The organism is Pseudomonas sp. GM21 (assembly GCF_000282215.1).
Lineage (GTDB): Bacteria > Pseudomonadota > Gammaproteobacteria > Pseudomonadales > Pseudomonadaceae > Aquipseudomonas.
Map to the genome: position 1 here is coordinate 1 of NZ_AKJS01000152.1, position 24,754 is coordinate 24,754.

The following is a 24,754-nucleotide window of genomic DNA, read 5'->3' on the forward strand; positions in this document are numbered from 1 at the left end:
CGTGAGGGTTGCGGCTGCCCCAGCCATAGCACACGCCATCCGGTGCGGCGCTGTCCTGCATGGAAATGTCGAGCATGGTGGTCCCTTGTTGTGCTTGAAAGTCCTCTGCGATTAAAACGCTGGAAGCAGGGGAAGTCCATTGCACCATTCGGTAATGCCGATCAGCCATAACACGATCCGTAGCAGCTGGCGAAGCCTGCGTCCGGCTGCGCAGCAGTCGTTAAATCAGGCGATGCGGTGTTTCAGAAAGACCGCAAACTCAGGTATTACGACTGCTGCGCAGCCGGACGCAGGCTTCGCCAGCTGCTACGGATCGCGTTGTGGCTTAACTGATCGGCATAAGTCCATCCGGGTAATTTTTTCATTACCGGTGCAGTTCACGGCAGAGTAAATTCTTGCTCAGATGGCTTGAAACCCGTCATGCCACGTTTCCGGACAGCCGCCATGCTCAACATCGCACTTGTCCAGCTGAAGTTGGCCGTTACCGCTGAACCGCAAGCACTGTGATCAGGTAAACGTGCGCAACAAAAAAGGCACCTTCATCGCCCGATGAAGGTGCCTTTTTCTTTTTCATGGCAGGCGTTTCTACAGCTCCTGACCCAAAAAGATCAACGTATTGCCATGCGCCTCAGCCGCTGCGCGCTGGTTGTAGCTGTCGCGGTGCGAGCAGTTGAAGCCATGTTCGGCTTCTGGGTACACGACAATTTCTACATTATCGTTGGTGTCGAAACGCTCGGCGATTTTCTCCACGGCTTCCAGCGGAATGTGGCTGTCCTGTTCACCGAAGTGCATCAGCAAAGGCACTTCAATGTCATCGGCGCGGTCCAGGTGATTCTGGATGCCGCCGCCGTAGTAGGCGATGGCCACTTCCACCAGCCCGTTGGCGGCAGTGAGGTACGAGAGCAGGCCGCCGAAGCAATAGCCGATGGACGCGATGCCGCCATCGAGCCCTGGCTGGTCATCGAGCGCGTCGATGGCCAGTTTTATATCGGCTTGCGCCTTGGTGATGTCCGTGGCGTTCATCAACTCGACGGCGCGTTTCCAGCCGGATTCGTCATAGGTCAGTTCGATGTGGTGGCCGCTGCGCCAGAACAGGTCCGGCACAATCACCAGATACCCATCGGCGGCGTATTGCTCAGCGACCGAGCGGATGTGCTCGTTGACACCGAAAATCTCCTGGATCAGTACGATCCCCGGGCCGCGTTGGGTATGAGGAATGGCCAGGTAAGCGCCGAACGTACCTTCGTCGCTGTCGATGTCGATCCATTGGGTGGTCACGCTCATGGTGGCTCCTGTCTACGCAAGTGAGGTGAAGAGTGAAGCTTGTCACGGTAGCATCTCAACGATTGTGACGGCGCCAGAAAAATCGCGCCAGCAGCGTATCGAGACTCAGCTTGCCGGCACCCGAGAGCAACAACGGCATCAGGGCGGCGAGGTAGATCAGCGGCAGTTTGAAGTTGCCATGACCCTTGTTGCTGATGGCGTAACCCTGGGCAAGCTCACTTAATGTAGACCAATCGGCCGGCCAGTGAACGGCAGCGGTGGCGACCACAGTGATCACCATCAGACTGATTGCCGATACCCGCGTGCCGAAGCCCACCAGAATGGCGAGGGCGCCAATCAGCTCGGCCCACATCGACAGTTCCCAGTTCAGCGTGGCCGGCAGTTGGTCGAACGGAAACGGAAAACGGTCCTGGATGTCGGCAAACCAGTTGTCGCCGTTCCATTTCTCCAGGCCCGACTCGAAAAATTCCCAGGCGATGAACAGCCGCAAGGTCAGGGGCGCGAGCCAGCTACCGGCACGGTCGAGGTTCAGGTGCAGGCCTTTCACGGCCGATGAGAGCGAAGTGTTCATAGGCTGATCTCCGTAGCTTGAGTGAGTTGAGCGCTTTGATCGGCTTGGCCAATCGACTGGCGTAGTTCATCAAGCAGGTGTATCTGCGATGTGTCGTTGCGGGCGGGATTTATGGGCCGGGTGTGTCAGGAACAGGTCTGTACACACACTGATACAAGCCCTGCGCACACCCCCTGTAGGAGAGTAATGCTGTTCATTTAAGGAGCGACCCAATTTTGTAGCAGCTGGCGCAGCCTGCAGCCGGACGCAGGCTGCGCCAGCTGCTACAAGGTTCGCGTTGGCTTAAGTGAACAGCATGTAAGAGTGGTGAATGACGCTCCGGGAAATTTCCTATACATTTTCCGGCCGCCCCCTGCATGGTGAAACCGCTTCATGTCTCTTGCGCTCGAACGTCTAGTCGCTGGCACGCCGATTCCTTTTGCCGGTAATCGTGTCACGGTGGTCAGCCCCGAGCTGGCCGCACGCTTTCAGCCCGGAGACCATCTGCTGGTGGAGCAGGTCAGCGGCGAATTGTTGCTGATTCCGGTGGCTGATCAGCACGCGGCAAGCGTAGCGATCGAGCGTGCGGCAGCGGCGTTCAGCGCGATGTCGGCGGTGTCGGATCAAGCGATCAGCACCTTTTTCGACCTGTTTGCCCAGCGCCTGGAAACCCCGGCGTGCTGGGACTTGATCGCGGCCGCCAACCTCAACGACATCGAACGCGCCAAGGCTCGTGGGCGCTCTACGACGCGTTTGCTGGCCGATGAACGTATGCGTGGTGACATGATCGCCGGCCTCCGGGCCTGGCGCGATGCACCCGCTTCGCGGGGCAAGGTGCTTAGTTGCGTCGAGCACGATGGCTGGAAGGTTGAACAAGTGGTGTCGCCGCTGGGCATCGTCGCGTTTGTCTTTGAAGGCCGACCGAATGTGTTCGCCGATGCGGCTGGCGTCTTGCGCACCGGCAACACCGCCGTGTTGCGCATCGGCAGCGATGCATTGGGCACCGCCCAGGCCATCGTCACCCATGCACTGAATCCGGCACTCAGCGATGCCGGATTGCCGGTCGGCGCGGTGTCGCTGGTCGAAAGCGTCAATCACGCGGCGGGTTGGGCGATGTTCGCCGACCGGCGTCTGTCCCTGGCCGTGGCCCGGGGTTCGGGGCGTGCGGTCAGCCAATTGGGCAGCATCGCCCAACAGGCCGGCACCGCCGTCAGCCTGCACGGTACCGGTGGCGCCTGGCTGATCGCCGACAAGGGCGCCGACGCAACGCGCTTCGCCGCCGTGGTGCGCAATTCTCTGGACCGCAAAGTCTGCAACACCTTGAACGTTTGCCTGATCCAGCGCGACCGCGCCTTTGAACTGGTGCCGCTGTTTCTCGATGCGTTGCAACAGGCCGGCAGCGCCCGGGGCCAGGGCTGCAAGCTGCACATTGTCGACGGCAGCGAGCCGTATTTGCCGGCTCAATGGTTAAGTGCAAACGTCGAGGTATACCGCGCCGAAGGCTACCGGACCGAGGCAATGGCCGAACCGTTGCCAGAGGATCAATTGGGGCGCGAATGGGAGTGGGAAGAAACCCCGGAAGTCAGCCTGATGATCGTCGACGATCTGGACCGCGCTATTACCTTGTTCAATCGATACAGCCCACAGTTCACGGTGTCATTGATCAGTGAGGATGACGCTGCGCATGAGCGTTTCTACAACGCGGTCAACGCCCCGTTTGTCGGCAACGGCATCACTCGCTGGGTCGACGGGCAGTACGCGCTGAACAAGCCGGAGCTGGGACTTTCGAACTGGGAGAGCGGCCGATTGTTCGCGCGCAGCGCGATTCTCTCGGGAGACGGCGTGTTCACCGTGCGTAGTCGCATGACGCAGACGGATTTGTCGGTCAAACGCTAGGGCGCACTATAATTAGGGTGTTTGCTCCTTCGTTCTGAAAGAGGGATACACCATGAAACTTCGTTCCTTCGAGCAGTATTCACATCAACTGGAAGCGGTCGCTCACGACACATGGCTGACGACACGGGTGAAGTCGGCCCTGGCCATGGCCGAGCCCACCCTTGCCATGCACATTCACGTTAAAAGCCATGCGGGCACGGTGGCGTTGAGTGGTCGGGTCAACACCCATCGGCAATGTGAGCAAGTGGTCGCAATCACACGTTCGGTTCAGGGCGTTGTCGACGTCGATGCCAGGGATTTGCTGACTCACGTGTTCATGCCAGGCAGTTATCCCGAACCACCCAACGCCGAAGAAAGCGCTGAACATCGGCCCCAATCGTCAACCAAACCGGATGACAAATGACCAGGACGCACCTGAAAGCAGCGCTTCCGTCAATCGGGAGTGCTGCTCAGAGACGTCTACTGGCCTTCAGCACGTAGAAAAAACGGCGGTGTCATCTGGATGTCACCTAACCCATGGCAGGATCCTCGCAAACCATCTTGAACGCCCAGCGGAACTCCCTCCGCAAGCCGATGAAATTGCCAGGAATCCCCGCCATGAAAGGAGACGCCTCCCTGTTTGCAGCCATTGACCTGGGCTCCAATGCGTTTCGCATGATGATTGGACAGTCGGTCAAGCGGAACCAGAAATGGATGATCCACGAGGTGAAAACCCTGCGTGAACCTGTCCGTCTGTCGGAAGGTTTTCAGGGCGGTGCGCTGGATGAAATGGCGCTGGATCGTGGATGGCAGGCGCTTTCGCGATTCGGCAAAAAATTACGCGGTTTTGAAGCCGGCCGGGTGCGGGCGGTGGCAACCAGTGCCGTTCGCGAAGCTGACAATGCGCAACTGTTTCTGGCCAGCGCCGAGCGCCACCTCGGGTTTCGGATTGACGTGATTTCCGGGCATGAAGAGGCGCAGTTGGTGTACGCCGGTGTGGCCCATACGATCCCCAGCCCGCAAAGCATGCGACTGGTCGTGGACATCGGTGGCGGGTCCACCGAGTTGATTCTGGGACAGGGCGCTCAGCCGCTGCTGACCGAAAGCATTGCCATTGGCAGCGGCACTTTCGGTGCGCGCTATTTTTCCGGTGGGTGCATCACCGCCCCGGCGCTGCTGGAGGCGGAGCGTGTGGCCACGCAGCAATTTGAAACAGTGGCGCGGCGCTACCGTGCCTTGGGTTGGCAGCAGGCCATCGGGTCTTCGGGGACGGCCCGGATGCTCGCCAAAGTGCTCAAGGCCAACGGGATGAACGACGACGGCGAAAGCGGTATTACCTACAGCGGTCTGCTACGCCTGTCGTTGCGCCTGCTGGAAGTGGGGCATGTCCAACAGCTCAAACTGGCCGGACTGCAAAACCATCGCTTGAGCACCTTGCCGGGTGGGCTGGTGGTGATGCTGGCGGCGTTCAAGGTCTTCGGGATCTCGCAGATGACGCCATCGGAGGCGGGGTTGAGGTTCGGGGTCCTGCATGGGCTGATGTCCCGGCATTGAACCCCCGAACGGCTTGGTAGCCACGGCCAGGCCACCCAGTGCGAAGTCCGGTTTGATCAATGATTCAGGGTCGCGATCAATTCTGGGGTGGTCACAATTGGCCGTTTCCTCCATGTGGCGATCGTTGAAAAAAGCGTTCCCACACCGCAGTCGGGAACGCAGGGAAAACCAAAGGCTTCAGCTCAGATTGCCGCAGAAAATGTTCTGGTGACCATCGGCCGGATTTTGCTGCACCACCAAGACATAGCCGCCGGCTCGAAGTGTCTCGACAGGCACCGGCGCGCTTTTCCAGAAGTACTGCAGCGATGTCGATGAATAGAACCGCGCATTGGGTCCGTCGTTCATGTCATAGGCCGGTTTTGCACCCAGACTGGCACAGTTTCCGGGGTAGATGTAAGCCATCAAACGACCGGGTAATGCACTGCCCATGGTTTCACCGCTGACGGCAAACCAGAACTCGGTCGTATTGCCATTGGGCATCATGATGGGCCGGGCGATATTCCCGACATTGACGGGCGTAGCGTGCAGAGGAACGTTGGTGATCTGGTTGTCAGGCACCGTCGAACACCCGGAGAGCCACCCGACCGCCACCACCAACGCCAGCGAAGATACGATTTTCATCGTGATACTCCCGCTTGAAAGGACGCGTTGAAGTGATCCCCCTGTCAATTTTAGCTGTCAGGGGAGGGCGGACATTTCTTCGGACAGTCGGTCCTGGCGTACGGTACTTGTATCGCAACGTATCCCCGGTGCCGACAGCCAACTTCGCATACAAAACCATGGGTCATGCGACACAAGCGGGATACACCGCACCCTTCAAATGAGCTCACCGCATCGACGGTCATCATTGGAGAATTGCGATGTCCCGTATCACTTCCCGCAACACCCGGTTCGGCATTGCGCTCGCCGCTGTCACACTGGTTACTTTCGCGAGTTTTTCGCAGGCTGCCGAGGCAGGCCCTGAAGCGCAGCCTGGAAAAAACTGGCAGTCAGGGCTCCACCGTACAGACCTGGTGCGTCAGGACCTGGACGTCGCCGAACGTGAGGTGATTCAGGTGCGTGTCGATTTCGATGCCGGTGTGGTCTCACCCAAGCATTCACATCCGGGCGTGGAAGTCGCTTACGTCATCGACGGTACGTTTGAGTATCAACTGGAGGGTCGGCCACCGGTCACGCTCAAGGCCGGCGATTCGCTGTACATCCCCGCAGGCACGGCGCATGTGGCGAAGAATGTGGGTGGCGCAAAAGCCTCAGAGCTGGCGACGTACATTGTGAAGAAAGGCACGCCGCTGCTGGTACTGGAGGAGTAAGCAGTGTGGGAGCGGGCTCAATCCCCCAGTGTGAACACCAGCGCTTTCAACCCGCATTCAGCATCGGCATCCGGGAACTCCGGTGGGTTCTCCAGTCGCTGTTCAAAGCGCAGGCTCGGTGCTTCGCGCGTGACGCCGTCGATGAGGAAGTCGGGACCGAACGCCGGGTCGTTCATGCAGGCCAGGACTGTGCCCTGTGGGCTGAGCAGTTCCGGCAACCGACGCAGCACGCGCTGGTAGTCCTTGGTCAGCAAAAAACTGCCTTTCTGAAAGGATGGCGGGTCGATGATCACCAAGTCATAAGGCCCCTTGCCAATCACCTTGCCCCAGGATTTGAACAGGTCGTGGCCGAGAAAACTCACCTGGCTCAAGTCGTGCCCGTTGAGTCGATGATTGTCGCGACCCCGGCTCAGGGCCGGGCTGGACATGTCCAGATTGACCACGTGCTCGGCGCCACCTTCGATGGCGGCGACCGAAAAACCGCAGGTGTAGGCAAACAGGTTCAACACTCGCTTGCCCTGGGCATGGGCCCGCACCCAGTCGCGGCCGTAACGCATGTCGAGAAACAGGCCGGTGTTCTGCTTGCGGCCCAGGTCCACGCGATAGTGCAAGCCGCCCTCGGTGATGGTCATTTCATCGATCACCTCGCCCAGCAGCCATTCGGTGGTGCTTTGCAGCAGGTAGCGATGTTGCAGCAATAAGGTATGTGCACCGGATTGGGCCCACTCGGGTGACTGGGTGATTTGCATCAACAGTCGTTTCAAATCTTCCAGCTGCGACGGTTCCGGCTCTTTGAACAGCGCAACCAGCACCACGCCCTGCAGCCAGTCGACGGTCAACTGCTCCAGCCCCGGCCAGCAGCGGCCACGGCCGTGAAACAGCCGACGGGTTTCTGCGGGGGCCGTTGCCAGGGCCATCAGCAGGTGGGCGTGGAGGGTGGAAAGCGCGTCTGAGTTCATCGGGCAGGGTCGGCAGTTTGAGGGGGCGGCATTTTAACCACAATTAAGTAGCCCCGCGCGGTACCAGCGTCCAAACGCCGAGAATGATTCGTAGCCTCTGCATATCAAAAATGAATTTCCGCCAAGACTGCTGCTCATACTTGATAGACAGCGGTTTTAGAGCGCGAAAATCTTAGGTGTAATCAAGGAGTGGCAAAATCATGGGGCCAGTATCGACGGTAGGCACGAACGTTTCTGGCGGGTTGATTCTGGTGGTCGAAGACGACCCGCTGATCCTGGAGTTTCTCTGCGAAATTCTCCAGGACGAAGGGTTCGTGGTTCAACCACAGATTAGTGCGGATGCCGCTTCAGCCTACCTGGAGCAGAACGCGGACAATGTCCGTTTGTTGCTCACCGACATCACTATGCCGGGCACGCTCAACGGCGCAGACCTGGCCAATCAGTTTGGCGACCGCTGGCCAGACAAGCCGATCATGATCATGTCCGGTTTCGAAACACCGCAAAGCGCCGGTGTCAGGCATTCAGTCTCGTTTATCAAAAAGCCTTGGGCACTTGGCCAATTGCTGGACTGCGTCGAAGGCGCCTTGAAGTCCAAGCCCGTCAGTTGAAACGTTATTGCACCGTTTGAGCCCCTCTCGCGGGTAAATGCTACATTGCCAGGCATGCCTGCCTGGCCTTTGCGAGAGGAAGCTGATCCTTGTCTGCTCAACCATCCGTTTTCAATACAGCCTATCGCGCCTTCCTGTTCGATATGGACGGCACCGTGCTCAATTCCATCGCCGCCGCCGAGCGGATCTGGACGATCTGGGCCTTGCGCCACGGGGTGGATGTCGCGTCCTTCCTGCCGACCATTCACGGTGCCCGCGCCATCGACACGGTCAATCGCCAGGGTTTGCCGGGGGTAGATGCCGAGGCAGAGGCAGCGTGGATAACCCAGGCGGAAATCGAGGATGTGGAAGGGATTGTCGAGGTTCGTGGTGCGAAGGCTTTCCTTCAGTCGTTGCCGACAGGCCAATGGGCAATTGTCACTTCCGCACCAAGGGCACTGGCCTTGCGCCGGATGGCGGCGGCGGGGATTCCAGAGCCTGAAGTCATGGTGACAGCCGAAGATGTCAGCGAGGGTAAACCGGATCCTGCGGGGTATCGGCTGGCGGCGAAACGGCTGGGTGTTGAGGTGACGCAATGTTTGATCTTTGAAGATGCCGCCGTAGGCATTCAGGCGGCGGAAGCGGCGGGGGCGGATCTGGTGATCATCACCGAGACGCATGAACATCCGATTCAGACGGCGCATGCCACATTGGCCGGATATCAGTCGGTGACCACATCTGTGAATCCCGACCACCATCTGCGCCTCAAACAATTCTAACTGTGGGAGCGAGCCTGCTCGCGATAGCGGTGGATCAGGCGCAATTGATGTGACTGAACCACGGCTATCGCGAGCCGGCTCGCTCCCACAATGGTTCTTTGTACTCGTTAATAGAGTCCGGGTATCAGCCGCCAGGTGTTGGCGCAATACTCGTCATATTCACCACCAAACTGCGCCCTCAACAGCGCTTCTTCAGCGCGAATCCGCGCAATCAACGGGATCACCATCAACGCGGTCAGCAACAGTCCGACACCTGAACGAAACGCCAGCGCCCATCCCACCGCAATCACCAGCATCCCCAGGTAGCTGGGATTGCGCAGGTGCCGATAAATCCCGTCGGTGACCAGCCTGTGCCCCGGCTGAATCGCCACCAACCCGCTGAACCGCTTGCCCAACACGAACACGGGCCACAAGCGCAGCGCGCCGCCTACGATGAACAGCAATGCGCCGATCCAGCGCAGGCCTTCACCACCGAAGGTCCAGAAGTCGATCCGGTCGGTGTAGGCTGGCAGGAACCCGCTGAGCAACCCGATCACGCCGAACGCCGGAAGCACCCAACGATTGGCCCGGTCTTCGCGCTCGCCGGAACTCAAGTTGACCTCGGTGAACAGCGAAGCCACAGTCATCACCAGTGTTGCCAAGGCAACTGCCACCAGCGACGCATGCGCAAAATACGCCGCAAACCCGCCCATCCCCCACACCGCCAGGCCCAGGTAGGCGAGGGTGCCGACGATGGCGAAAATCGCCAGTCCGGGGGAGATTTTCATGAGCACCTCGTCATAAAAATGGTCCTGTTCAGTTTAGATAACCGATGCTGCTCATGCGTTCAACTCGGTAACGGTGGCCGGAGTGCAGGGTGAACTAAGCTTGGATAAGAGCCGTTCACCTTTTGGACACTCGCGATGCTGCACATCAAAACGCCGTTGATTCTGCATTGGGGCCTTTCGACGCCGACCCGGCGGATCTGGCTCAAGATGGAAAACCTGCAACCCAGTGGTTCGTTCAAGCTGCGTGGCATGGGGCTTCTGTGCAGTCAGGCCAAGGCGCAGGGAAAACACCGGGTTGTTTGCCCATCAGGCGGCAATGCCGGTTTTGCCACTGCGATTGCCGCCGCCAGCCTGGGGCTGAGCGCCTGCATTGTGGTGCCGCACACGACCCCTGAGACGACCCGCGCCAGGATCCGCAAAACCGGCGCTGAAGTCATTGTTCACGGCAAGGTCTGGGACGAAGCCAATCAACGGGCAAGACAACTCTCGCAAGACGCGGACACCGAATACGTGCCGGCCTTCGATCATCCGGTGTTGTGGGAAGGGCACAGCACGCTGGTGGATGAAGTCCTGGAGGTGTGTCCTCAGTTCGATGTGATGGTGACATCGGTGGGCGGCGGCGGTTTGCTCGCGGGAATCCTCACCGGGTTGATTCGCCATGGGCGCACGGACTGCCGGATCATCGCCTGCGAAACCGAGGGCGCCGCATCTTTTGCCGCTGCCGTGGACGCCGGGCATCCCGTCAGGTTGCCGCGCATCGACACCGTGGCAACCTCGCTTGGTGCCGCGCAAGTCGCGGCCTGGCCGGTGCAGCACATCAAGGAGTTTGCTTACCAGTGCGTGGTGCTCAGCGATGAGGACGCAATCATGGGCGTTGTTCGTTTCGCTAGAGACATGCGCCAACTGGTGGAACCGGCGTGCGGAGTTTCATTGGCGGTCGCGTATCTGGACCATCGAGCCATCGCCGATGCACACGACGTGGTGATCGTGGTCTGTGGCGGGGTAAGTGTCAGTGCGCAATTAGTCGCCGGATGGGCGCGCCTATCCGGTAAGCGAGCGAAGTAGGGCTGGAAACGCTAGTCCTGTGTCACAAGCCCCACCGCTATTTTTCAGCCTTCATTGGCCGGTAGCATTGCCTTCCTGAATCAGGATGGCTCGGGCCAGGTCTTCATCGCTGGCATTGAGACCGGGATTGTCCTGACGGATTTTTTTCAGTACCGACTCCAGATAAACCCCGCGAATCTCACCGCCACTGGCAACAAAGCTCGAGGCGTCATCCCGGGCGGGAATCATCAGTTTGTCATCCTTGAACGTCGAATACAGCGAAGCTGAAACCCCGGCTGAAGTGGCAACATCTTCCGCATCCACTTTGGCCATCGCTGAACCGAAGGGTAAACACAGCATCAGGGAGGAGATAATAATCAGTCGGCGCATGACGGTGTCCTCTGAAAGCGTGCAGCAAAAAGGAAGTACCTCTTAGCTTAGGATGCGTGGCTGTCGCCAGGAGTTCCTTATCGCCGCAATTTCGTTATAACCACAGTGTGCTGTAGCGACTGCCGAGCCTGCGCGGCTGCGTTCGGCTCGGTCTGCGCACCCGCTCTGTTAAAGCAACGGAATGCTGTAGCTCACAATCAAGCGGTTCTGGTCCTGGTCGCGGGCCGCCTCGCTGTTGGACTTGCCGTTGCGCCATCCGAATCCGACACTTTTGAACGTGCCGGACTGAATCACGTAGTCCAGCGCAATGTCCCGCTCCCACTCCTTTTGGGTATCGCCGGAGGTCGTCTTGATATCGTCGCCGCTGAGGTACATGACGGACGCTTTCAAGCCGGGCACTCCCAGGGCGGCGAAGTCATAGGCGTACTGGCCGAAGGCAGTGCGTTCGCCCGCGCGGGTGAAGGTTTGAATCAGGCGGTCGGTGTACAAGTAAACACTGGCACCGCCGGCCCCCTTGTTGACCAGGCTTCCCTGATTGAGCTGCGTGAAGTTGCTGCCGCTCGACACGCTTTGATAGCCCGCGGTGATGCCATGGCCACCCCGGGTGTAAATCAGCGCGGCGCTCCAGGTCTTGTTGTCGATCTCGCCATCATTGCCTTGGGTGTAGCCACTGATTTTGTAGCCTGGAGTGCCCGAGCTGTTTGCACCAGATGAATCGGTCTTGAAGTAACGCAAATCGGTCTTCAGCGATTGACCGTCCGAGATCGCCAGTGTGTGGATCAAACCCAAAAACTGCTGGGTGTAGTAGTTGTCCAGGTGGGCATAGTAATACTGGGCGGTCAGGTCCTTGGTGATTTTCCAGTCGCCGCCGGCGAAGTCGAATGCATTGCTTTCACGGGTGCCGCCGGTAGCGGCCAGACCCGTCTGATCGGTTGAGCCTCGGCCGGTGGCGTGTTCGATTCGTCCTCCGGTGAAGGTCAGATCCTGCAACTCGCCCGAGGTTATCTGGCCACCTTCAAAGGTTTGTGGCAGCAGGCGTCCGTCGTTGGACACCAGGATGGGCAGCTTCGGCAGCAGCGTACCCAGGCGCAATTCGGTTTTCGAGACCTTGACCTTGCCGATCAACCCGAGCCGGCTCCACTCGTCGACAGCACGGTTATCCGTGTCGGAAGGAATCATGGAGCTGCCGACATGCCGACCTTTGCCACTGTCCAGCGTGATCCCCAACAGTCCCAAGGCATCGACACCAACACCGATCATGCCGTCGGTGTAGCCCGACTTGTAATCGAGCATGAAACCCTGCGCCCACTCTTCGGTTTTCGAAGGCGGGGCTGTGCCGTCGCGATTGTCGTTGTTGAAGTAGTAATTTCTCAGGCCCAAGGTGGCTTTGCTGTCACTCAGGAAATCAGCGTGTGCCTGGGTGCTCAGTGCAATGGCGCCCAGTGCAACCGTGACAGCCGTTTTTTTGCTGCTCATGTAAATCGCCCCGTTTTATTGTCGTTTGGAATTGGGAGCGGACGTGTCCGCGCATGCTGTCGATCAGATTCAAGGGAGGCACGAAACGGCTCCCGCAGGGTTTGCGGGAGCTCGATTCTCTTGGGTCAGATCCCCAGCACATTGGCGCCGATGCACGGGTCGATCCCGCGTTCCAGACGACGCGGGTGAACGATCACGGTAATTTCCATCGAGCCCGTGGTGACTTCAAAGTCGAGAATGTGGCCGCCGTAGGCTTGAAAGGTGGCGTCTCCGGCAACACCGTGCATGTGGATTGAGGGTTGATCGTTTTTCCAGGCCACAGAACCGGTAAGACTGGCCATCTCGACACTGTTGAAGGTCCTGGCATCGAATTCCTTTTTGTCCTTGTTCCAGAAGCCGAATTTCACGTTTCCGAAACCGATCCCGCTGATGGACGCGCTCGGGATTTTTTCGGCGATGGCCAGTTTGGTCAGTTCCTTGAACGCGTTGTCGCCCATGCGCAGCACCATGAGGTAGCCGGTCGCGGTTTTGGTGTAGCGCGGGGTGGCTTCGGTGGCACATTGCATGGGTGTTATCGTCACGGTTGGCTGGGTTTCGGCAATGGCCGCGCTGTTGAGCATCACGACGGTGGTCACCGCCAACATCAATTTGGACAGGCAGTGTTTCGGGTGAAGTTGAACGTGCATGGGACTTCCTATGTTTTTTGTTGTTGTGGGTTACAGCGTTTTTGGGGACGAGCGGGCCCGGCGCCTATCTGTTGATAGGCGACAGAGTTGTTGTTAACAGTGGGTGTTAGTTACAGCGCGTCACGACTGCTGACACCGTCAATCAGTCGGTTAATGCCCAATGGATTGCCGTTCTTGAGTGCTTGCGGCAACAAACTATCGGGGCAATTCTGGTAGCACACGGGGCGCAGGAAACGATCGATCGCCAGCGTCCCCACTGAGGTGCCGCGCGCATCCGATGTGGCCGGGTAAGGCCCGCCGTGAACCATCGCGTCGCAGACTTCGACGCCGGTGGGATAGCCGTTGAACAGCACGCGTCCGACTTTCTGTTCCAGCAGCGCCAGAACCTCGGCCAGGGTGTCGAGTTCTTTGTCTTCGGCAATCAGCGTGGCGGTGAGCTGGCCGCGCAAACCGTGCAATGCCTGGAGCAGTTGTGCGTGATCGGCGACTTCGACGACGATGGTGGCCGGTCCGAAAACCTCTTCCTGAAGCAATTCGTCGCCGTTGATCAGCAGGCTGGAATCGGCTTTGAACACTTGCGGCTGCGCCTGATTGCCGGTTTGTGCTGCGCCTGCCAAGTGGGTCATGCCGGGATTGGCGTGAAGGCTTTCCAGACCGTGACAGTAGCTTTTCAACGCGCCGGCATTGAGCATGGTTTGCGCCGGTTGTTCGCCCATCAGCGCGACAAAGCGTTCGAGGAATGCGCTGAATTCAGGCGAACGAATGCCCACGACCAGGCCGGGGTTGGTGCAGAACTGGCCCGCACCCAGCACCACGGAGGCGCTCAGTTCGGCAGCGATCTTGTCACCGCGCACCATGAGGGCTTCGGGCATCAACAGCACCGGGTTGATGCTGCTCATCTCGGCAAACACCGGGATCGGCTGAGGTCGCGCCGCAGCCATGTCGCACAAGGCCCGGCCACCGCGCAAGGAACCGGTGAAGCCGACGGCCTGAATCGACGGGTGTTTGACCAGGGCTTCACCGACGCTGCCGTAAAGCAGGCTGAACACGCCATCGGGCATGCCGGTTGTTTTCGCCGCGCGGGTGATTGCATCGGCAACGTAATCGGCGGTGGCCATGTGGCCGCTGTGGGCCTTGAACACCACCGGGCAGCCCGCAGCGAACGCTGATGCGGTGTCGCCACCGGCAGTGGAAAACGCCAGCGGGAAGTTGCTGGCGCCAAACACGGCAACCGGACCGAGGCCGGTGCGGTACTGGCGCAGGTCGGGGCGGGGCAGGGGTTGGCGATCCGGCAGGGCACGGTCGATGCGAGCGCCATAGAAATCGCCGCGGCGCAGCATTGTGGCGAACAGGCGCATCTGGCCGCTGGTGCGGGCTCGCTCCCCTTGAATGCGCCCGGTGGGCAGCGCGGTTTCCCGGCATACGAGGGCAATGAAGTCGTCGTTCAGCGCCTCAAGTTCGCTGGCGATAGCGTCCAGGAACTGCGCGCGTCGGGATGCGGACAGATTGCGAAAAGTCGGGTAAGCGCTGGCGGCAGCGACTGCGGCGCCATCCACTTCATCCAGCGTCGCTTGATGAAACAGGTAGGGCAATGCTTCGCCGGTGCTGGCGTCATGGCTTTGCAGCGTATTCGCGCCTTTTGCCGAGCGTACGCCGGCGATGTAGTTGTGGCCTGAAACTTCAAACATGGTTGACTCCTGTTGAACGGTTCAAATTGGATCAAGTGAGCCGGTAGATTCGTCGGGCGTTGTCATGAAACAAGGCCAACCGATCGGCGCGGGAGCGGTCGCGAACGATGGTTTTGAAACCGTCGAACACTTCGCTCAGGCTGTTCACCACGCCATCGACCGGGTAATTGCTGGCAAACATGCAGCGGCTGGCCTCGAAGATCGAAATCGCGTCGTTCACCACCCGCCGGTTTGCCTCGACGGGCCAAGCCTGACCGGGGATGCAAATACCGGAAATCTTCAGGGCGACGTTCGGCTCCCGTGCCAGTAGCGCGAGTCTTTCGCGCCAGCCGGCCAGACCGTCCTCCGAGCGATCGGCCGGTAAGCCGGTGTGATTGACCACTAGGAGCACGTCGGGAAAGTCCCTGGCCAGCTCGGCGGCTTCCGACAGATGCCACCAGGGCGCTTGCAATTCGAAATGCAGGCCGTTTTCAGCCAGTTGTGCGTACCCCTCACGCCAGCGCGGATCGCGCATCGAGCCCGGCGCGGAAAAATCTTCCTGCCATGCCTTACGAGTGGTCACCACCGGTTTGTGGCGCACACCGCGAACCAGTGGATGCGTGGCGTACTGCTGTAACAGGATTGAAGCGTCGTCACGATCCAGCCAGGCCTGCGCCACCATGGCGGCCAGCGTCGGTTCGTGTTGTGCCAGGGTTTCGACAAAATCCACTTCGTCGGCCGGCGTTGCCGGGTCCCATTCACCCTCGATGACCACCGTTTGCACAATGCGATGGCTGCCCGTCAGCCGACGATAATCATGGGGCAGGAAGTTGCGGCAGATCGACGAGTAATCGCCGTATCGAAAGGGCCGCAACGGGCGATCGTTCAGCCATGGGTAGTAATGCTGTTCGATATCGAAATAATGCTGGTGGGCGTCGACAATGGGTAAATCCGCGTCTTCGCCGCTGGCCAGAAAGCGTGCACGCCAATCGATGGCATTTGCGTTATCCATGGGGTTGGTCCAGGCGATAGAAACGTTGTGCATTGCCCGCAAACACGGCTTCCTGCACCGCCCGGCCGTGTGGCGCCAGCATCGCGGCGACGCCATCGGCAATCGTGTCGTAGGACGCACGCAAGCCGGCGACGGGGAAGTTGCTGGCGAACATGCAGCGCTCGGGGCCGAAGATCTCCAATGCGCTCACCACCACGATCCGGTTGTCGTCGTAGTTCCAAGGCGAGTCTTTCAGGCCAAACTCCGAGAGTTTGATGTGCACGTTGGGTTGCATGGCCAGGGCTTCCAAGCCCTTGCGCCAGCGGATCATGCCCTGCGGGCTGCGATCCCAGGCGAAACCGGTGTGGTTGAGCGCGATCTGCACCTGCGGAAACATGGCCGCGACGTCAGCGGCCTCGACCAGGTGCCACGGTGGCACGCGCAGGTCCCACGACAGGCCATGTCTGGCCAGGCACGAAAAGCCTTCCAGCCATTTCGGGTCCTGCATGGTGCCCTTGGCGCCGGCTATCGAAACCTCCGGCGAGGCCGAGGTCACCGGTTTGGAGCGTATGCCTTTGACCAGCGGCCGGGCAGCCTGAGCCGCGAGAATTTCCGCGCTGTCCTCACGATCGAACCAGGCATGGGCAACGATGGCATTAGGGAAGCCGTAACGGGCATTCACCTGCTCCAGCCAGCGTGTTTCGGCAACCTGCTCATCGCGAGCACGTTCTGCCTCGACATGCACGGTGCCCACTAATCGTTGATTTTCGCTCAGGGCGAGAAAGTTTTCCGGCAAGAAGTCATGGCAAAGGCTGCGATAGTCACCGAGGAAAAAATCCTCGTGATACTCGTCCTGCAGCCAGGGATAGCGACCATTGTCCAAGTCCCACAAATGGTGGTGAGCATCGACAATCGGCAGCGCATTCTCGGCAGCCAGGTTGGGCAAGCCGTTGCGTTCGTGCAGCGTGATCATGACGGCGTCCCTGCTCAGCGCGACGCGGCGAATTGGGAAGGGTTGAGTGCGCCGTCTTCGACTTCTCCGGCGACGGCAGCCTCGGCTTTGGCCTGAACGCGGGTGCGCAGTTTGGCGACGTTCACCACGACCCGGGTATGTGCCGCCGTTGCCACTAGCTCGACGTCATCGCGCACTTCGACATTGAAGGTAACGCTGCGACCCTCAATCCGGGTGACGGTGGCGACAATGCTCACCGACATGCCCAGCAACGTGGCACCCACGTGGCGGATATCCACCGCCGCCCCTACGGTGTTTTCACCGTCATCAAGGTAGGTCAGCAAGTAATCGAGGCAGGTCTGCTCGATGTCGTCCACCAGCCGGGGCGTGGCGTAGATGCGCAAGTCCTCTCCCAGAAAGGAAATGGTGCGTTCCTTGTCGACGATCAGTTGGCGTTCGGTGGCGTTGCCTGCTTCCAGTGTCGAGAAATTCATAACAGCCTCGTGTTTGAGTGTGTAGAGAGCCGCAGCGGCGACTCTGCGCTGGAATAACAAAGGGTGATTAGCGAGTCGGCAGGAATCCAATGGAGACCCAAGGCACGGCGATCAGCACCGCCAAGGCCACAACCAGTGCGCCGAGATACGGCCAGACCCGACGCATGGCGCCGCTGGGGTCGACCTTGGCGATTGCGCATGCCGCATAGAAACCCACGCCAAACGGCGGTGCGAACAGCCCCAGACCCATGGAGAAGATCGCCACCATCGCGTAGTGCACGTCGTTGATGCCCATGGTCTTGGCAATCGGAAACAGCAGCGGCCCGAACAACACGATGGCCGGGATGCCTTCCAGAAAACTGCCCAGGAGAATGAACGCCACGGCGGAGATGATCAGGAAGCCCATCGCGCCACCCGGCACTGTCGACATCACTTGCGCCAATTGATGGGAGAAGCCGGACTGGGTCAGTGCCCAGGCCATGGCGGTCGCGCTGCCGATGATGATCAGGATCGCGCCGGACAACGAAGCGGTGCTGACCAAAATCGGGTACAGACGTCGCCAGTCAAAGCAGCGGTAGCACAACAAACCGACGATGAAGGTGTACGCCACGCCGATGGCGGCGACTTCGGTGGCGGTCGCGACACCTTCAACCACGGCGGTGCGGATCACGAATGGCAGGGCCAGTGCGGGAAGCGCGACCAGCAATGAGTGGCCGATTTCCTTGCCGGTGGCGCGTTGACCGGTGGAGGCGTCACGCTTGCGGTTTTTCCACCAGACCACGGCCGCCATGGCAATTGCCCCGACGACTGCCGGCATGAACCCACCGGTAAACAACGCGGAGATGGACACGCCGGTCACCGAACCGATGGTGATCAGTACCAGGCTGGGCGGAATGGTTTCCGACATCGCACCGGACGCATTGAGCATGGCGACCAGTTCGTGTTCATCCTCACCGCGTTTCTTCATTTCCGGAAACAGCGCTGGGGCGATGGCCGCCATGTCGGCAGCCTTGGAGCCGGAAATACCGGAAATCAGGTAAATGGCACCGATCAGTACATAGGACAGACCGCCACGCACATGGCCGATCAATGAGCACAGAAAGCGGATCATCGCGCGGGCCATACCCATGGCTTCGATCAATGCGCCCAAAAACACGAACAACGGAATGGCCAGCAGAATCAGGCTCGCCATGCCTTCGTCCATCCGCCCGACGACCAGGGTCATCGGTGTGCTGGTCATGGTTGACAGGTAGGCCACCGTCGCGAGGCCGAACGCGACCATGATTGGCACGCCAATGACGATCATCGCCATCACGCCGATCATGAAAAAGATCACCAGATTCCAGTTGCCCATCAGCAGCATCCAGCTTTCAGCCACCCACAACAGCGCGGCCAGTGAGGCCAGCATCGCCACCGACACCGAAAAGTCGATCAACCGGGCACTGGTCAACAGCCGAGCGACACAGGTCATCAGCATCAGGCTCAGACCGACCGCGATGGCCGACACACGAAAGGCGTTGGGGATTTCGAGGGCGGCCGTCGTGATGATCCACTCGTCGCTGACGTACTCCCAGGCCGGCGTGAACAACAGCCCGATGAACGTGACCACAATCACCGCGCCCAAGGTGTCGATAAAGGCGCGTTTTTCCGCCGGCAGGTGCCCGATGAATGAGGTCAGGCGCATGTGCTCGCCCCGACGCATCGCCACCACGGAGCCGAGCATCGCCAGCCACAGAAACAGCAACGAGGCGAGTTCATCACCCCAGACAATGGGCTGATTAAGCACATATCGGGAGAACACGTTGCAAAACAGCAACGTGACTTCGATGACCACCAGCAACGCCGCGCTGCCTTCGGTCAACCAGCGCAGCCCCGTGTCCAAAACACGACCGAGACGAAACGAGGCTTGATGGGGGCTGAGTCCTTCAGCGGGAGAAACATCCGTCATTGGTAGTTCGCTTTTCATGACCTTGTCTCCGACTTAGGACAGTTGACCTGCGTACTGCTCGAGCAAGCTCCAGGCTTCGGCGCCGTATTTTTCCTTCCACTGGGTGTAGAAGCCCTTGGATTGGAGATCAGCCCTGAACAATGAACGATCGACTTTGTTGAAGCTGATGCCGTGGGCGGTCAGGGATGGTTCCAGGCTGGAGTTGAGGTCTATGACCTGCTGACGCTGGACCAGCGCGGCGGCGTTGATTTGTCGGGAAACGATTTCCTGCACGTCCGCTGGCAGTTTTGGAAAGGTCTTGCCCGACGCGACGATCCAGAAGCCACCCCAAATGTGGTCGGTCATGGAGCAGTATTTCTGCACTTCATAGAAGCGTGCGGACTCGACCACCACCAATGGGTTCTCCTGGCCGTCGACGACTTTGGTCTGCAAGGCCGAGTAGGTTTCGTTGATGCTGATGCCGGTCGGGGAGGCGCCGAGGGCGCTGAACATGGAGGTCCATAGCGGGCTGACCAATACACGCAGTTTGAAGCCGGCCAAGTCTTGTGGGGTGTGGATCGGTCGCGTCGAGCTGGTGATCTGGCGGAAGCCGTTGTTCCAGACTTTCTCCATCGGGATCAGGCCCACTTTCTCGGTCTTGGCGCGCACGTGTTCGCCGAGCTTGCCGTCCAGCGCAGCCCAGACACTGTCGTAGTCCTTGAACGCGAACGGCATGCTTTCAATGGACATGGCCGGGACCAGCGTGGAGAGAATCGCGCCTGGCAACGGAATAAAATCAATGGCCCCGGCGCGTACCTGGGACAGCATGTCGGTATCGCCGCCCATGGCGCCGTTGGCGTATATCTGAAGATCCACCGCACCGTTGGTTTCGGCCTTGATGGCTTCGGAAGCGGCCTTCATCTGTTTATTCAGCGGATGGGTGTCGGGCAGGCTGCTGGTATAGCGCAGCACAATGGGTTTGTTTGCGGCGAAGACGCGCGAAGGCAGCAGGTTGGCGGCGACAGCGCCGCCCACGGTAACGCCGGCAGACACTAAAAATGATCGGCGGCTGACGGACTCGGTCAAGATACGGCTCATGATGTTTACCTTCTTGTTTTTGTTTTAATAAGTGGATTCAGGCTTTGGAGCAGGTCAGGACGCCAGCGCCACCACCGCCTGGGAGCGAATCAATTCGTCGATTTCATCGTCCGCATAACCACTTTCTTTCAGTACTTCGCGGGTGTGTTCGCCCAGCAGGGGAGCCGGGCGGCTGGTGGAGGGCGCGGCGTTGTCCATGTCGGAGAAGTGAATTGGCAGCCCCATGCCGCGCACCCGGCCTTCGGTGGGGTGTTCGGTTTCCACGACCATGCCGCGTGCCTTGGTTTGCGGATGATCCAGCGCTGCCGCGACATCGAGTACCGGCCCGGCAGGCAGGCCGAGGTTGTCGAATAGCACCATCCATTCATCGGTGGTGCGCGCGACCAGCACTTCATTGAGGATTTCCACCAGAGCCAGACGGTGCTCCATGCGCAGCGCGTTGCTGGCGAAGCGTGGGTCGGCTTTGAGTTGTGGGACGGCGAGCGCCTCCACCAGTCGTTCGTAGTTGGCCTGGTTGGCGGCTCCGATATTGATCCAGCCATCCGCCGTGCGGAATACCTGATACGGCGCACTGGTGGAATTGGCCGAACCCATTTTTGGCAGGAGAGTGCCGTCGGCGAAATACGCCGCCGCCGGCCAGTACATTTGTTGCAAGCCGGCTTCGAACAGCGAGGTGTCAACCATCTGCCCGAGACCGGTTTTCTGCTTGGCGGCGTAGGCTGCGCAAATGCCGAGTGCGGCGAGGATGCCGGAATTGATGTCGGCCACCGGCGAACCAGCCTTGACCGGCTCACGCCCGGCTTCACCGGTCATGCTCATCATGCCACTCATGCCCTGGGCGATCAGGTCGAAGCCGCCTTTGTCGCCGAACGGCCCGCTACGTCCGAATCCGGAAATCGCGCAGTAAATCAGCCCTGGATTGAGGGTTTTCAGGGTTTCATAACCCAGGCCGAATTTCTCCATGGTGCCGGCGCGGTAGTTTTCCGTGACCACGTCGGCGTCCATCAACAGGCGACGCAACACGTCGCGTCCACCCTCGGTCTTGAGGTTCAGGCCGATGCCGCGCTTGTTGCGATTAACCACCATGAACGAGGCGGATTCGCCACTGGCCATGATCGGCGAGAAGCGGCGCGAATCATCGCCGTCCGGGACTTTCTCGACCTTCACCACGTCGGCGCCCATATCAGCCAGCATCATGCCGCACACCGGCCCGGACATGATGTGGGCCAGTTCTACCACGCGCATTCCTGTCAGCGGTCCCATGTCATTTCCCCTTGAATTGTGGTTTGGCTTTCTCGATGAAAGCGTTCAGACCGATCTGGAAATCGTCTGTGTCGTAGCAGAAGTAGCTGGTGTCGACCTGATCGGCGGTGGGTGCCATGCCGGTCTCAAGCTGACGTGCGGCCTGGCGATGCCAGCGGGCAACGAGGGGCGCGCCGTTGATGATGCGTTTGGCGGTGGCGAGGGTTTCGGACTCGACTTCTGCATCAGGCACGACGCGGGTGACGAGGTTTTTCACGTAGGCATCGTTGGCGTCGAGAATGCGGCCTTCGAGGAGGATTTCCAGGGTGGTCGAGCGTCCAGCCAGCGCCACCAGCCCGGCCATTTCGTCATACGACATGACCAGCCCGAGCTTGCCGACCGGTGCGCCGAAGCGGCTGGAGGTGCCGCAGATGCGCAGGTCGCAGAGCGCCGCGATTTCCAGGCCACCACCGACGCACACGCCGTGGATCATCGCGATTACCGGGTGTGGGCAGTCGGCAACCGCCCGCATCGCCGCCGAGGTGACCTCGGCATAGCCTCGGGCTTGCGCCTGATTGGCGCGCACGTTTGCAAATTCGCCGACATCGGCGCCGGCGGCAAACGCCTGTTCACCTGCGCCGCGCAACACCACGCAACGTACGCTGAGATCGGCGGACAACTCGGTCATGACATCACCCAGGTCCCGCCACATGGACAGTGTCAGGGCGTTCATTTTCCCCGGGTGGCTGAGTGTGACGATGGCAATGGCATCTTGCCGTTCGATAAGGACGGTGGGCTTCATGATTGTTCCGCAAGCGTCGGCTTGGCCGACGACGCGGATACCTCCTGATTTATTGTTGTTGGATAGTGGTTGCTTACAGCGATTGTTCGAGCATCGACAGGTAATCCGCAGAAGAGGCTTCGCGGGGGTTGGTCTTGTGGCTGTGATCGTGCAATGCACCTTCAACGATGCCGGCGAACAGGCTTTCGTCGACGCCGATCTCGCTCAGGCGGGTCGGCAAGCCCAGGCGTCGGGTCATGTCTTCGATGGCGGCACCGATATTGGCCCCGGCTTCGAGGCCCATGGCGTGCCGCAAGCGTTCCAGCTTGCGTTCATCGCGAACGGTGGGTGCATTGGCGTTGAAGTCCACGACGGCAGGTAGAAAGATCGCGTTCAAGGTGCCGTGGTGCAGCCTCGGATTAATGCCGCCCAAGGCATGGGACAAGCTGTGTACGCAGCCCAGTCCTTTCTGGAAGGCCAGCGCTCCCTGCATCGATGCGCTCATCATGTTCATGCGGGCTTCCCGGTCACCGGGTTCGGTTGTGGCGCGCTCGATGTGTTCCCAGGCGCGCCACAAGCCATCAAGGGCAATGCCATCGGCTGCAGGATTGAAGGCCGGCGCCATGAATGTCTCGATGCAATGGGCAATAGCGTCCATGCCGGTTGCGGCGGTCAGCATCGGTGGCAAGCCGAGGGTCAGTTCCGGGTCGCAGATGGCAACGCGAGGCACTACGAATGGTGAGATGACACCCACCTTGCGACCATCGTCGAGGATCAGGATGGCGCCTCGGCCGACTTCACTGCCGGTGCCCGCGGTGGTGGGAATGGCAATCAGCGGCGCGGTGGCAGTCGTGATGCGATCCAGCCCGCCTTCGATCACTGCAAAGCTTTGCAGGGGACCCTCGTGAGTGGCGCAAACCGCGACGCCTTTGGCCAGATCGATCGAAGATCCGCCGCCGACCGCGATGATGCCGTTGCACTCGCCGAGGTGATACTGCGCAACGGCTTCACGCACGGCGTGTTCGTTCGGGTTGGGCGGCGTGGAATCGAAAATCGTTGGCATACGTGCAGCGCCGAGGGCCGCGACGACCTTGTCGACGATGCCAGCGTTGCGCACGCCGATGTCAGTCACAATCAATGGCCGGGTAATACCCGCGCGCTCGGCTTCAGCGGCCAGATGAGCGAGGCTGTCGTAGCCAAACTGGATTTTTGTGACGTAATTGATGAGGGACATGATTCACCACAAGTTATATAGGATTGTTGTTGTTGCAATCGGTCGGGGGCAGGAGAGCGTTTGCTCTCGGGTCAAACCCATTGCATTGCCTGGTTGTGGGGTGGACTATAGGGGCGTCGCGGCTAGCCTCGATACTGACAACTTTCGATACCTCTATAACTTTTAGTTAATCCAGATGACGCCATCACTGAACTCGATCATGTCCCGCCTGCACATCAAGCAGCTTCGCTTGTTGATCGCCCTTGATGAACACGGCTCGTTGCTGGGGGCAGCCAAACAGGTCGCGCTGACACAGCCTGGTGCGAGCAAGGCGCTGCAGGAAATTGAAACCACCTTTGGTACTTCGTTGTTCACGCGCACTAACCGCGGGCTTGAACCGAACGACGCCGGACGCTCCGTCATCCGCTACGCTCGCTTGATCCAGACCGACCTTGCGCACCTGCGCGAAGAGATCATCGGCATCATGCGCGGGGAGGGTGGGCGCGTGTCGGTGGGCACCATCATGGGCGCCGTACCGTTGTTGACCACCGCGATCAGCCGCGTGATCGCGGACAATCCGAACCTGTCGATCGAGATTGTCGAAGACACCAGCGCCGCACTGCTCAGCCAGCTCGACGCCGGGCGCCTGGATCTTGCGATCTGCCGTACCACCATCAGCAACACCCCCTATTTGTATGAAAGCTCGATTTTCGTTGAAGAAACCCTGGCGGTAATCGCCAGCACCCAGCACCCGTTCGCCTATGCCAGCAAATTGACCCTGAAGGACCTGGTGGACTACCGCTGGGTTGTCTATCGCGCCAACATGCCCATGCGGTTGTTGCTGGAGCGGGAATTTCACGAGGCCGACCTGCGGTTCCCGGTGCACCTGCTGGAAACCACTTCTGCTTTTGCCACCTTGTCGCTGCTCCAGGAAAACCCGACCCTCGTTGCGCTGGTGTCGACCGACGTGGCGAAGTTCTGCTCCGGGTACGGCTTTACCACCACTCTGCCTCTGCCCATCACGTCGCGCAGCGAACCCTATGAGCTGGTATCACGCAAAGGCGTACCTGATTCCCCGGCGGCTCGTCTGTTGCGGCAAGCGTTGTTGAATCCCGCTTGATCCTGTCC

General features: G+C 59.8%; 25 protein-coding genes. 8 read left to right on the top strand and 17 right to left on the bottom strand.

Annotated features, from left to right (window positions below):
• Positions 1-585: 585 nt before the first annotated feature.
• Together PMI22_RS04815 and PMI22_RS04810 are read right to left on the bottom strand one after the other, a co-directional pair.
• On the bottom strand, positions 586-1,284 hold the full coding sequence (locus PMI22_RS04815; RefSeq protein WP_007948334.1) for a dienelactone hydrolase family protein: 699 nt from the start codon (positions 1,282-1,284) through the stop codon (positions 586-588).
• Positions 1,285-1,339: 55 nt separating this feature from the next.
• Complete coding sequence (locus tag PMI22_RS04810; protein WP_007948335.1) at positions 1,340-1,855, bottom strand: HvfX family Cu-binding RiPP maturation protein; 516 nt, start codon at positions 1,853-1,855, stop codon at positions 1,340-1,342.
• Between the two features lie 372 nt (positions 1,856-2,227).
• Between PMI22_RS04810 and PMI22_RS04805 the strand changes: the two genes are divergently transcribed.
• The 3 genes from PMI22_RS04805 (at position 2,228) to PMI22_RS04795 (ending at position 5,263) form a co-directional block, all read left to right on the top strand.
• On the top strand, positions 2,228-3,730 hold the full coding sequence (locus tag PMI22_RS04805; RefSeq protein ID WP_007948336.1) for an aldehyde dehydrogenase family protein: 1,503 nt from the start codon (positions 2,228-2,230) through the stop codon (positions 3,728-3,730).
• Between the two features lie 52 nt (positions 3,731-3,782).
• On the top strand, positions 3,783-4,133 hold the full coding sequence (locus PMI22_RS04800) for a BON domain-containing protein (RefSeq protein WP_007948337.1): 351 nt from the start codon (positions 3,783-3,785) through the stop codon (positions 4,131-4,133).
• 194 nt (positions 4,134-4,327) lie between these two features.
• Entirely contained in the window at positions 4,328-5,263 is a 936-nt protein-coding gene (locus PMI22_RS04795) for a Ppx/GppA family phosphatase (RefSeq protein WP_007948340.1), read from the top strand.
• A gap of 177 nt (positions 5,264-5,440) precedes the next feature.
• Here the strand turns inward: PMI22_RS04795 and PMI22_RS04790 are convergent, their stop codons facing one another.
• A complete protein-coding gene (locus PMI22_RS04790; RefSeq protein WP_007948341.1) occupies positions 5,441-5,884 on the bottom strand; it encodes a hypothetical protein in 444 nt (147 codons plus the stop codon).
• 239 nt (positions 5,885-6,123) lie between these two features.
• On the opposite strand from PMI22_RS04790, the gene PMI22_RS04785 reads away from it, so the two are divergent.
• Entirely contained in the window at positions 6,124-6,573 is a 450-nt protein-coding gene (locus PMI22_RS04785) for a cupin domain-containing protein (protein WP_007948342.1), read from the top strand.
• A 17-nt stretch (positions 6,574-6,590) separates the two neighbouring features.
• On the opposite strand, the gene PMI22_RS04780 is transcribed toward PMI22_RS04785, so the two are convergent.
• A complete protein-coding gene (locus PMI22_RS04780; protein ID WP_007948344.1) occupies positions 6,591-7,532 on the bottom strand; it encodes a class I SAM-dependent methyltransferase in 942 nt (313 codons plus the stop codon).
• Between the two features lie 200 nt (positions 7,533-7,732).
• Here PMI22_RS04780 and PMI22_RS04775 point away from each other — a divergent pair, with 200 nt between their 5' ends.
• Positions 7,733-8,140, top strand: a complete 408-nt coding sequence (locus PMI22_RS04775; RefSeq protein WP_007948345.1) for a response regulator — start codon at positions 7,733-7,735, stop codon at positions 8,138-8,140.
• Between the two features lie 89 nt (positions 8,141-8,229).
• Positions 8,230-8,898: an HAD-IA family hydrolase gene (locus PMI22_RS04770; protein ID WP_007948346.1), complete on the top strand. Its 669-nt coding sequence runs from the start codon at positions 8,230-8,232 to the stop codon at positions 8,896-8,898.
• Between the two features lie 107 nt (positions 8,899-9,005).
• Here PMI22_RS04770 and PMI22_RS04765 read toward each other — a convergent pair whose 3' ends face one another.
• Positions 9,006-9,665, bottom strand: a complete 660-nt coding sequence (locus PMI22_RS04765; RefSeq protein ID WP_007948347.1) for a methyltransferase family protein — start codon at positions 9,663-9,665, stop codon at positions 9,006-9,008.
• 135 nt (positions 9,666-9,800) lie between these two features.
• Here PMI22_RS04765 and PMI22_RS04760 point away from each other — a divergent pair, with 135 nt between their 5' ends.
• A complete protein-coding gene (locus tag PMI22_RS04760) occupies positions 9,801-10,730 on the top strand; it encodes a pyridoxal-phosphate dependent enzyme (protein ID WP_007948349.1) in 930 nt (309 codons plus the stop codon).
• Between the two features lie 51 nt (positions 10,731-10,781).
• Here the strand turns inward: PMI22_RS04760 and PMI22_RS04755 are convergent, their stop codons facing one another.
• The 12 genes from PMI22_RS04755 to PMI22_RS04700 all read right to left on the bottom strand — a co-directional run bounded on the left by PMI22_RS04755 (position 10,782) and on the right by PMI22_RS04700 (position 23,647).
• Entirely contained in the window at positions 10,782-11,099 is a 318-nt protein-coding gene (locus tag PMI22_RS04755) for a DUF2388 domain-containing protein (protein WP_007948350.1), read from the bottom strand.
• A 168-nt stretch (positions 11,100-11,267) separates the two neighbouring features.
• Positions 11,268-12,575: an OprD family porin gene (locus PMI22_RS04750; RefSeq protein WP_007948351.1), complete on the bottom strand. Its 1,308-nt coding sequence runs from the start codon at positions 12,573-12,575 to the stop codon at positions 11,268-11,270.
• 125 nt (positions 12,576-12,700) lie between these two features.
• Positions 12,701-13,261: a PPC domain-containing DNA-binding protein gene (locus PMI22_RS04745; RefSeq protein WP_007948352.1), complete on the bottom strand. Its 561-nt coding sequence runs from the start codon at positions 13,259-13,261 to the stop codon at positions 12,701-12,703.
• Positions 13,262-13,371: 110 nt separating this feature from the next.
• Positions 13,372-14,949 carry an aldehyde dehydrogenase (NADP(+)) gene (locus PMI22_RS04740; protein WP_007948353.1) on the bottom strand — a complete coding sequence of 526 codons (1,578 nt, stop codon included), beginning with the start codon at positions 14,947-14,949 and terminating at the stop codon, positions 13,372-13,374.
• Between the two features lie 31 nt (positions 14,950-14,980).
• Positions 14,981-15,940: an amidohydrolase family protein gene (locus tag PMI22_RS04735; protein ID WP_007948354.1), complete on the bottom strand. Its 960-nt coding sequence runs from the start codon at positions 15,938-15,940 to the stop codon at positions 14,981-14,983.
• Positions 15,933-16,892, bottom strand: a complete 960-nt coding sequence (locus tag PMI22_RS04730) for an amidohydrolase family protein (RefSeq protein WP_007948355.1) — start codon at positions 16,890-16,892, stop codon at positions 15,933-15,935. Before PMI22_RS04730 ends, PMI22_RS04735 begins: the two co-directional genes overlap by 8 nt.
• 14 nt (positions 16,893-16,906) lie before the next feature.
• The gene (locus PMI22_RS04725; RefSeq protein ID WP_007948356.1) at positions 16,907-17,365 is read right to left on the bottom strand and encodes a thioesterase family protein; all 459 of its coding nucleotides are present in this window, start codon (positions 17,363-17,365) and stop codon (positions 16,907-16,909) included.
• A 67-nt stretch (positions 17,366-17,432) separates the two neighbouring features.
• Complete coding sequence (locus PMI22_RS04720; protein ID WP_007948357.1) at positions 17,433-19,331, bottom strand: TRAP transporter large permease; 1,899 nt, start codon at positions 19,329-19,331, stop codon at positions 17,433-17,435.
• A 15-nt stretch (positions 19,332-19,346) separates the two neighbouring features.
• A complete protein-coding gene (locus PMI22_RS04715; protein ID WP_007948358.1) occupies positions 19,347-20,390 on the bottom strand; it encodes a TRAP transporter substrate-binding protein in 1,044 nt (347 codons plus the stop codon).
• Between the two features lie 54 nt (positions 20,391-20,444).
• Positions 20,445-21,653 carry a CaiB/BaiF CoA transferase family protein gene (locus PMI22_RS04710; protein ID WP_007948359.1) on the bottom strand — a complete coding sequence of 403 codons (1,209 nt, stop codon included), beginning with the start codon at positions 21,651-21,653 and terminating at the stop codon, positions 20,445-20,447.
• 1 nt (position 21,654) lies between these two features.
• The gene (locus tag PMI22_RS04705; protein WP_007948360.1) at positions 21,655-22,434 is read right to left on the bottom strand and encodes an enoyl-CoA hydratase-related protein; all 780 of its coding nucleotides are present in this window, start codon (positions 22,432-22,434) and stop codon (positions 21,655-21,657) included.
• A gap of 73 nt (positions 22,435-22,507) precedes the next feature.
• Positions 22,508-23,647 carry an iron-containing alcohol dehydrogenase gene (locus PMI22_RS04700; RefSeq protein ID WP_007948362.1) on the bottom strand — a complete coding sequence of 380 codons (1,140 nt, stop codon included), beginning with the start codon at positions 23,645-23,647 and terminating at the stop codon, positions 22,508-22,510.
• Positions 23,648-23,822: 175 nt separating this feature from the next.
• On the opposite strand from PMI22_RS04700, the gene PMI22_RS04695 reads away from it, so the two are divergent.
• Complete coding sequence (locus PMI22_RS04695) at positions 23,823-24,746, top strand: LysR family transcriptional regulator (protein ID WP_007948364.1); 924 nt, start codon at positions 23,823-23,825, stop codon at positions 24,744-24,746.
• Positions 24,747-24,754 lie beyond the last annotated feature (8 nt).